The sequence below is a fragment of the Faecalicatena contorta genome, assembly GCF_001404335.1.
Lineage (GTDB): Bacteria > Bacillota > Clostridia > Lachnospirales > Lachnospiraceae > Faecalicatena > Faecalicatena contortus_B.
Map to the genome: position 1 here is coordinate 22,863 of NZ_CYZU01000059.1, position 9,784 is coordinate 32,646.

Genomic DNA, 9,784 nt, shown 5'->3' on the forward strand with positions numbered 1-9,784 from the left:
CATTTCCGGGGTTATGTCCGCTACTCAAACTCTATCGTCCCCGGCGGTTTCCCCGTCAAATCATAGAACACCCGATTCACATGCCCCACTTCATTCACAATCCTGCTGGTCACCCGGTGCAGCACCTCCCAGGGCACTTCCGCCGACTCCGCAGTCATGAAATCTATGGTATTCACCGCCCGCAGCGCCACTGCATAGTCATAGGTTCTCTCATCCCCCATAACCCCCACAGACCGCATATTGGTCAGAGCAGCAAAATACTGTCCCACAATCTTATTCATTCCGGCAGCATCCATTTCCTCACGGTAAATAGCGTCTGCATCCTGCACAATCTTCACCTTTTCAGCGGTAATCTCGCCAATAATCCGTATTCCCAGTCCCGGCCCAGGGAATGGCTGCCTGAACACCAGTCTCTCCGGTATCCCGAGTTCCAGTCCTGCCTTACGCACCTCGTCCTTAAACAAGTCTCTCAACGGCTCTATGATCTCTTTGAAATCCACATAATCCGGCAGCCCGCCAACATTGTGATGGGATTTGATCACTGCGGATTCCCCGCCCAGGCCGCTCTCTACTACATCCGGATATATCGTTCCCTGCACGAGAAAATCTACCGCCCCGATCTTCTGGGCCTCTTCCTCAAATACACGGATAAACTCTTCTCCTATAATCTTCCGCTTCTCTTCCGGTTCGACAGCTCCGGCAAGTTTACTATAAAATCTCTCCTGCGCATTGACCCTGATAAAGTTCAGGTCATAATGCCCTTCCGGTCCGAAGACAGCCTCTACTTCGTCCCCTTCATCTTTCCTTAAAAGGCCATGATCCACAAATACACAGGTGAGCTGTGATCCGATCGCCTTGGAAAGCAGCACTGCCGCCACAGATGAATCCACGCCGCCCGAAAGAGCGCAGAGCACTTTGCCGCCGCCAACTTTTTCCCGGATTGCCTTGATCGTCTCTTCTACAAATGCGTCCATCTTCCAGTCTCCGGCACAGCCGCAGACATTCTTTAAAAAGTTATTAATCATCTTTGTGCCTTCAACCGTATGCAGCACCTCTGGATGGAATTGAATCGCATAAAGGCCGTCCCGGGCTCTCTCCGCTGCTGCTGTCGGGCAGTCTGCAGTATGCGCCGTGACTTCAAATCCGGGCGCCGCCTGGGAGATATAGTCAAAGTGGCTCATCCAGCAGATTGTCGGGGTGGATACATCTTCAAATACCTTGGAATCCGGCTTGTCGATCAGAACTTCTGTCTTTCCATACTCCCGCACATCCGCACGTTCTACCCGGCCTCCCAGCACATGCATCATCAGCTGTGCGCCATAGCATAAGCCGAGTACCGGTATGCCAAGCTTAAAAAGTTCTTTTGTATAAGTCGGGGAATCCGCCTCGTAGCAGCTGTTCGGCCCTCCTGTCAGAATGATTCCTTTCGGATTCATTGCCATTATTTTTTCTATATCTGTCTTATAAGAATAGATCTCGCAATATACGCTGCACTCTCTGACACGCCTTGCGACCAGCTGATTATACTGCCCTCCGAAATCCAGGACAATGACTAATTCATTCTTCAAATTTATCCTCCTGTTGAACACGCAATGTCTAAACCTGTTTTAAATTTACTTTCCTATTATAAGGGAGGGTTTTGCGATTTACAAGACTCTCTTTTCAAAAAAATGGCTTATCTACATCTCTCCGCGCAACCACGTCTGGTTTTCAGGCCGCATTTCCAGTGAACTCCATCGCCCTAGATTGTATAATCTGTTATTTTCCCTGCTTATATACTCCGCATCAATTTCCATTTTCCGCCATGATACCTGACCATCATGAAGACGGCCCGGAAGCACCAGTCGATTACCATGGCCACCCAGACTCCAAAGACGCCGAGTCCCATGTATCTTCCCAGTATATAACTGAAGACAATTCTGAAGATCCACATAGAGGCAATGGATATTATCATGGTAACTTTTGCATCCCCGGCAGCGCGCAGAGTTGCGGGCAATGAGAAGGCAACCGGCCACACGATCATGCAGCTGATACTGTGGAAATATAATATCTGCTTCGTTGTCTCCGCCGTGAGGTCTGATAAGTGGTATGCCTTCAATATAAATGGCAGCAGAAGGAAAATGACTGCGTTCATAATCCAGATCAGTACGTACACAATCCCCACAAGTTTTTTTGTGTAATAATGTGCCTGTTCGTAATCCCCTGCCCCCACGCACATTGCAATCACGGAGGTGATCGCAAGATTCAGTGCAATTCCCGGCAGAATCTGGAACAGAGCCACAGCATTGCTGACTGCATTTGCAGCGATCGCATAGGTGCCGAATGTAGATACCAGGCTCAGCACCATGATTTTCCCCAGCTGGAACATGCTGTTTTCCAGGCCGTTGGGCACTCCGATCGACAGGATTCTTCGTATCATCCGCCAGTCCGGACGGTAATGGAAGCTCCTGCTGATGTGCAGCTGCCGCTTCTGGTCCGTCAGCAGCACGGTAATTATGACGGCCGCTACAACCCTGGAGATCAGTGTTGGAATCGCCACCCCTTCCGTTCCCCGGTGGAATCCGTATATCAGGATCGCATTTCCTCCAATATTAATCAAATTCATAATGATCGAGACCTGCATGGACACCTTAGAGTTACCCATGGCACGGAATATCGCCGCTCCGGCATTGTATAATGCCATAAACGGAATGGAGGCTGATACAATCAGCAGGTATGTATTCGCATGTGCCATTACATCCGCGTCGATCGCACCGAATACCACATGCAGGATAAACCATCTTCCACAGTAAATAATGGCCATAATCCCCACGGCTACGATCGTGATAAACCATACAATCTGATTGGAAGCTTCACAGGCGTTTTTGTCACTCTTCTGCCCCAGATACTGCCCTGATATAACCGCGCCTCCGGCGGCCAGAGCTCCAAAAGCATTAATAAAGAGCACCATGATATTGTCAACCAGCGACACTCCGGATACCGCCGCCTCTCCGACACTCGCTATCATAATAGAATCCGCCATACCGACCAGTATTGCAAGCAGCTGCTCGATAATCAGCGGAATGATCAATGCTCTCAGCGCCTTGTTATCAAATAAATAGGCGCTTCTGTCTATTTGTTTTCTCATACTTTCATTCCTACTCTTTCATTCCCATATCAAAGCGGGCAGGCCCACCTCAAACCATCATTTCCGCACTCAAGAGGGACTCGCACTCTTTAGCACCGCATAAATAACAAAGTGGGGAGGCACACTTCAACTCTCCCCCCTCTCACTCAAGAGGGGCATACTCACTTTGACGCCGCGGCGATACCGCTTTGCGGTTATATATCTTATCGCGGCGTGTGCATCTCCCAGAGGTTTTTATGAAGCGAAAGTGACAGGCACTTTTCCTTCATAGAAAAAACTTCTCAGCGCGTACATTATACGCCGAGAAGTTTTAAGATGCAAGTTATACGCTTTGTTTGATTAATATCGCCCAGATATAGCAGTTAAATTACAGCACGCACTGCCGCTTTTATGCCGCAGCATACTTTGAGATCTCCTGTTTCAGGTCTTCACAGTCCTCATCATAGATTTTCAGTTCAATGGGATGATTGAAGCCCAGATTCATAATCCCAAGTATCGACTTGGCGTCTACTACGAATCTGCCTCTCTTCATATCCATATCATAAGGATACTTAGCAACCTTATTTACAAAGTCAAGCACTTCTTCAGGGTTTTGAAATTTTATGATCATTTGATTCATTCTTTTCTCTCCTTTTTTCAGATTATCTATGACGGCTTTCATTAGCTTCTGCTTTTTTGTTATCGACATCATAGCACAATTTTTTCCATTTACAAGGACGAAATTTCTGAAAAAGGTAGAAAAATTTAATGGACTGACTTACGAAACTCATTTGGAAGCATGCCCACTTCCTCTTTAAAGACCTTGCTCATATACTTGGGATCCGAGTATCCGGCCAGCTCTGCAATCTGATTTAGCTTCAGGTGCGTATCGGCTAAGAGCTGTTTCACCTTCTCAATCCGCAGCTTCCGGATTGTTTCTGAAAATGTGGCGCCGGTTTCTTTTTTGAACTGTGCGCTCAGATATTCTTCCGAAACAAACAGTTTGTTTGCCACTTCCTCCAGGGTGATGCCCTGGTCATAGTACTTACGGATCATCTGCTGGGCCTTCTGCACAAGAACACTCACCGGCAGCTCCTCTTTTTCCTGCATATTAAGATCCAGCAGTTCAAAGAACTTTTCCATGCTGCGTTTAATCTGGTCCCAGCTCGCCGCCCCGGACACTTCCCCCAGGATTCCCTGAATCTCGAGTTCCGCATCCAGTTCCTGGATGTTCCCCCGCGAATTTGCTACAGCCCAGTTAAAACGTATGAGTGATTTCTTGATTTCTTCCGGCAGATGGGGAGACTCCGGATAATATTGGAACAGCTTCCTGTAACATTCTTTGAGCGTCTCCCAGTCCCCCCTCTTGATCGCCTGGCATGCCTCGTCCTCCAGCTCAGCCGGATGCTTCAGGGGCACGATTTTTAACTTTTCAATCTCCTCTTTCCTAAGCAGGGTTCCCTTATTCAAAAGAAGGTTCCATTCCTTTTCCTTCTGTATCCCGCTGACAGCCTCCGGCAAATCCAGAATCCGCTCTATGCTCTTCCAGATGCAGACCACAGGGCTTTTCAGATTGCTGCACAGCATAGGGACTACAGAATTCTGGAAGTATTCATATAAGGCACAGTCCCGGGGAACCCGGTAGAGTATCATAATCAGCATCTGCCACGCATCGGCTTCTATCACACAGGAGGCAAATTTAACCGTGTGGGCGCCCACATCCTCCAGCAAATCCTTTGCCGTTTTTTTCTGTTCTTCATACCCGTCTCCCAACCACAGAACGAAGACCTCGGCGGGATTCTCCACGGAGAATCCGTATTTTTCCATCGTCATATTATGGAACTGCCTGTCCGGAGCAAGCTGTCCGTTTAAGCATCCAATAAAGATTCCCTGGACGGTAAATACTTTATCCTGGCTTTTCTCTTTGTCCAGCTCCTCCTCGATCTGCCCCAGAGCCCGTTTCAGCTCCGGTATCTTGATTGGTTTCAGAAGATAATTCTCAATATCAAGCTCTATTGCCTGTTTTGCATAATTAAAGTCCGAATAAGCTGACAGGATGAGCACTCTGCAGTGGTTCTGCTCCTTTCGCAGCATTCTGAGCATCGACAGCCCATCCATCTTCGGCATCTGTATGTCCAGTATCACCAGATCGGGTTCCATTCTCCGGATCAGCTCATATCCGGCCTTTCCATCACCGGCCTTCCCCACCAGTTCATAATCCGGGTTTATTTTATGTAAAATCTTTGCAAGGCCTTCCCGGATCGGCGCCTCGTCTTCCACAATTACAATCCTCACTGCTGGTCCTCCTTTCCGGGCACAAACAGATGCACTTTTGTCCAACTTCCCAGCATACTTTCAAAATAAATGGTGGCATCATCCCCGTAGTACAGTTTCAGGCGTTTCCGGACATTTGCAATACCTACGTGTCCCTCCATATCCTGCTCTTCATCATTCAATCTCTTTAACGTCTCCGGCCCAATGCCAAATCCGTTATCTTCTATAATCATGTGGATCTGCTCTTCTGTCCGGCGCATCACGATGGTCAGGCGGCAGTCCCCGTCTTTTCCCCCAAACCCATGTTTGATGGAATTTTCCACAAAGGGCTGCAGCAAAAGCTTATGGATCTTATATCCCATCATATCCTCAGGCACTTGTTCTAATATCGTCAGCGGCTTTCCGAGTTTTGCACTCTGCAGCATACAGTAATGCCGAAGCCATCCCAGTTCCTTACTAACCGTAGTCGTACCGCCCGCATTTTTGACGGTATATCTAAGAATATCAGCCAGCGCCCCTACCATCCCGCTGATGTCATACTGCTCATTTTCAATAGCCTTCCAATTAATCGTATCCAGCGTATTGTACAGAAAATGAGGGTCTATCTGTGCTTCCAGTGCGGAGAGTTCCGCATTTTTCTGCTCTACAACAGCCGACTTCACCTGACCGATCAGATCGTCAATATGGACAACCATCTCATTAAACCCTGTGCCAATCCTCCGTATTTCCGGCGGCATACTTTCTGGAATCTGGATGCTGACTCCAAAATCCCCTTCTTCCAGATCATTCATGGCATTCACGAGAGAATCCACTGCCGCCAGATACGGCTGCGTGGACATGTAAATCAAACAGACCATAATTGCACAGGATACTACTGCTATCACGAAGAAAAACAACACCTGTTCCCAGATTGCCCTGTTATAATCAGCCAGCGGCTGCTCATTGCAGATGGTAAAACCGCTTTTTTCATGCAGCATCGTCGTATACTTACGATCAGCTGTATCCTTCTGACTGTTGAATTCGCTTCCGATGTCTGCAGAGTCCGGAGAACTGATCACCGTATTTCCCTGCAGCAGATATGTGGCATTGTCCGTCCCCGACACCAGCGTATCCCGTATCTGCTCTTGGTTGATGCTGATTACCACGATCCCCAGAGGATCATTGATATTCCTGTAATCGATCAGTTTTCTCCCGATCTGAAATAAATACGTTTTCCGTTCATTTGCAGTCACCGGATCTGTGAGCCCCTGATATACATATCCCTTCCCAATCTCCGGAACCGTGATTTTATCCGCCCAGACGCTGTTTGTGGAGGAAGAATTCAATCGGTCATAGAATATAATACGCCCGTTCCGAAGCGATATCGTGATCCCTTCCACTCCTGGGTTACTATTGCAGATATGGCTCAGTTCATGCCGCAGCGTACTGCTGTTAACGTCCAGATCATCCTGTTCCTTCATAATTTCCAGCACGGTATCTATGATCGTATCATCCGTACACATATCATACAGGATTGTCTCATACTTTTCCAATACCATGTCCAGGGATTTATTGGCATTGTACAGGTTACTGCTGATACGGCCGTCTATGTTGTCCTGGAGGCTGCTCCTTAGTCTCATCTGGGAAATAACAGCAAACAGGCAGACCGGCACCAGCGCCGCCATCAGAAATCTAAAGGACATCCTTGTTCTCAATGTTCTTTCCCGTTTCATAAGTCTCCTCTCCTGATCTCAGCCATCCTTTCTGCTGCCTCTCTCAGAATTTCATCCTCCGGTTTTTCTCCGATAATTGCTTCCCCCATTGCATCCGTAAGTACTCTGGATATGTACGGCCATTCCACCGAGAACTCTCTCGTCCTGGCTGATTTGGCAATCTCTATCATACTCCTGTTCAACGGATCCTCCACATACTGATTTTCAAGCACATCCCGGCGGGGAGCCATATAAGCGGAACGTTCCATATAGGAAGACATCCGTTCTTTGTCGCTTACATACTGCAGAAATTTGACCGCAGCATCCTGATGTGCTCCCTTAGTAACCCCAAAAATCTCCCCGCCCAGCACGGTTGTCCGGGTACCATCATCGGCCGCAGGCAGAACCGTAACACCGTACTTCAAAAAAGGATTTAAATCCCGGATAGAGGCTATCATAGAAGAAGAGTTGATCATCATTGCAATATTGCCCTCAACAAACTGCCGCAGAAGATCGCCTTCTGTCAGGCTGATTGTCTGCCTGCTCATGGCCCCCGATTCCGTCAGCTGCCGCAGAAGGTGGAGTGCCTGCCTGCTTCCGGCCGAATCCAGTGCATCCACCTCTCCGCCCATCGACCACAAAACCGGCAGGAAACTATATACACTTTCTTCACTCTCCACTGCCGGAAGGCCGAAACCGTAATGTCCGTGATCAGAGAGCTTCACTGCCGTATCATAAAGCCCCTGCCATGTCTGCGGTACTTCGGCCCCGTGCACTTCCATGATGTTCTTATTATAATAGAGGACCGCACAGTTCATTCCATAAGGAAGCCCCATCATCCGTCCATTCACACTGCAGGCTTCCTTCACTTCCGGCAGATATTCATCAAAACCCCTGATCTCATCTGTCAGATCCGCAAAAGGCTCCATTGCATGAAAATAATGAAAATCCGATGAGTCCACCAACGCCAGCTCCGGCATATTACCATCCGCCATGCTTAGGGCCAGTTTTTTCTTGAAATCTTCATCCGGCACATACTGGGTCGTTACTTCAATCTCATCCTGGGTGCGGTTAAATCCATTTACCAGATTCGCCAGTTCTTTTTTTACATAGCTCTGGCTCCAGTAGTACCAGATCGTGATCTTTTCCTTTTCTTTCACCGTGTCCTGCTCTTTTTCTGCACATCCTGCGGCATTCCCCGCAGTCAGTAAAAAGGCAAGCAGAAGTGCACAGATTCTCTTATATCTCTTCACAGCCTTTTCTCCTTTGTCACTATAACTGAATCTGTTATCATTTACAGTAGACATTATACCATAATCATGGAATTCATGAAAACCCTGGCATCAGGCAGGGCACTTGGCCGATGTTTATGACGTGCCTTAGACTCCACTGCTGTTACACGCAAAGCCTATATCTGTACACAATAAAATGCACCTAAGTACCGGGTTGTCTGATTCCCGGCGCCTGAGGTGCATTCTATCTGTAATTCTCTAGTACAGCAGTGCATTAATCTTTCAGTAATAAGCGCCTGATATCTGCGTCAGAGTTATGCCTGCTTTCGCGACGGCGTAGTGGTTCCTACGTCTAGCGAAAGCAGGTACAGCTATGGCGTAGAGAGCAGGTGCTTATTGCTGAATTATTAGTGCAATGCTGTACTAGTGCTGATGCAGATATTTTTCTCTGGTAGCAAGTCCGCCGCGTATATGGCGCTCAGACTTATTCATGTCCAGCACCTTCCGTGCCTCTCCCGCCAATGCAGGATTAATCTGTAGGAGCCGCTCCGTCACATCCTTATGTACCGTACTCTTGCTGATTCCAAACTGCTTCGCCGTCTGCCGAACTGTGGCACTGTTATCTATGATATAATTGGCGATTTCCACGGCTCTTTCCTCAATATAATCTTTCAAAAAAATCCCCCTGCAATCATTGTTTTTACAATGTATGCGCGGGGGAAGGAGAGTATGACTTGCTTTTGGATTGATCGCTTTTATAAAATGTAATGTGTAAAAAAATCAGCCTGCTTACTCATCTTACTCCTCCCTGATATAACTCCGGAAACTTAAGGTTTTTATTTATATATAATCGGCGAATTCCACGGCTCTGCTCTCAATATAATCTTTCAAAATTTTCTTATCTAATCTGAATATTAAAAATAATCAAATGGATTGTCTGCATCAATATCATTGTATTGTTCACAATCTGCCTGCCATTTTGGCATTCTTTCTTTTATCTCACTGCACAGGTAATTATAGCTTGCCCTTTGGATTTTTCCATGATCCAGCATACATTTATAAAACTTTTTTATACTTGCGGCTGTGCTTTTTATATTTCCCGGAGTAGACCACATACATTTACGAATGAAGAAATTTCCCAAAAAATCATCAATCTTTTCTATTCCCGCTTCGAAAGACAGCGCATCCTCATAAAGCAGATAATCATTGATATAAAAATCAACATTACTTACATGCTGCCTTACCGTCTTGGGCGACAAATCTCTTAAATCTTCTTCAAATAAATCTAACAACTGATAATTAACGGCACAAATCTTTTCGCATTGCTTCTCATATTCGTCATAGCTAAAATCCATTTTCTCTCCCTCTATTTGCATAAAGTATTTTGTTCCAGTGTGGTCCTATGTCAAGATTTAGTACAAGTTAAAATGAGGTTTTCCTCATCTTAACTTGCCATCAGCAATTCGTCTTTCTGGATTCTA

Annotated in this window: 8 protein-coding genes; all 8 read right to left on the minus strand. The window is 46.9% G+C overall.

Annotated elements, in window-relative coordinates:
• Nucleotides 1–20: 20 nt before the first annotated feature.
• Nucleotides 21–1,568 carry a glutamine-hydrolyzing GMP synthase gene (gene guaA / locus ARB69_RS21385; RefSeq protein ID WP_055154948.1) on the minus strand — a complete coding sequence of 516 codons (1,548 nt, stop codon included), beginning with the start codon at nucleotides 1,566–1,568 and terminating at the stop codon, nucleotides 21–23.
• Nucleotides 1,569–1,771: 203 nt separating this feature from the next.
• Nucleotides 1,772–3,127 carry an MATE family efflux transporter gene (locus ARB69_RS21390; RefSeq protein ID WP_055154949.1) on the minus strand — a complete coding sequence of 452 codons (1,356 nt, stop codon included), beginning with the start codon at nucleotides 3,125–3,127 and terminating at the stop codon, nucleotides 1,772–1,774.
• Between the two features lie 388 nt (nucleotides 3,128–3,515).
• A complete protein-coding gene (locus tag ARB69_RS21395) occupies nucleotides 3,516–3,746 on the minus strand; it encodes an HPr family phosphocarrier protein (protein ID WP_025655937.1) in 231 nt (76 codons plus the stop codon).
• A 125-nt stretch (nucleotides 3,747–3,871) separates the two neighbouring features.
• Complete coding sequence (locus tag ARB69_RS21400) at nucleotides 3,872–5,401, minus strand: response regulator (protein ID WP_055154950.1); 1,530 nt, start codon at nucleotides 5,399–5,401, stop codon at nucleotides 3,872–3,874.
• Complete coding sequence (locus ARB69_RS21405) at nucleotides 5,398–7,092, minus strand: sensor histidine kinase (protein WP_050640639.1); 1,695 nt, start codon at nucleotides 7,090–7,092, stop codon at nucleotides 5,398–5,400. The genes ARB69_RS21400 and ARB69_RS21405 overlap by 4 nt, the downstream gene beginning before the upstream one ends.
• Nucleotides 7,089–8,324, minus strand: a complete 1,236-nt coding sequence (locus ARB69_RS21410) for an extracellular solute-binding protein (protein WP_050640640.1) — start codon at nucleotides 8,322–8,324, stop codon at nucleotides 7,089–7,091. Before ARB69_RS21410 ends, ARB69_RS21405 begins: the two co-directional genes overlap by 4 nt.
• Nucleotides 8,325–8,726: 402 nt before the next feature.
• Nucleotides 8,727–8,978 carry a sporulation transcriptional regulator SpoIIID gene (gene spoIIID, locus ARB69_RS21415; RefSeq protein WP_025655933.1) on the minus strand — a complete coding sequence of 84 codons (252 nt, stop codon included), beginning with the start codon at nucleotides 8,976–8,978 and terminating at the stop codon, nucleotides 8,727–8,729.
• A 239-nt stretch (nucleotides 8,979–9,217) separates the two neighbouring features.
• Nucleotides 9,218–9,658, minus strand: a complete 441-nt coding sequence (locus ARB69_RS21420) for a hypothetical protein (RefSeq protein WP_055154951.1) — start codon at nucleotides 9,656–9,658, stop codon at nucleotides 9,218–9,220.
• Nucleotides 9,659–9,784: the final 126 nt, after the last annotated feature.

What these genes read in the sequence shown, in the direction of transcription:
- ARB69_RS21420 (WP_055154951.1), bottom strand. Translation starts at nt 9,658, where the DNA reads ATGGATTTTAGCTATGACGAATATGAGAAGCAATGCGAAAAGATTTGT.
- ARB69_RS21390 (WP_055154949.1), bottom strand. Translation starts at nt 3,127, where the DNA reads ATGAGAAAACAAATAGACAGAAGCGCCTATTTATTTGATAACAAGGCG.
- ARB69_RS21405 (WP_050640639.1), bottom strand. Translation starts at nt 7,092, where the DNA reads ATGAAACGGGAAAGAACATTGAGAACAAGGATGTCCTTTAGATTTCTG.
- ARB69_RS21395 (WP_025655937.1), bottom strand. Translation starts at nt 3,746, where the DNA reads ATGAATCAAATGATCATAAAATTTCAAAACCCTGAAGAAGTGCTTGAC.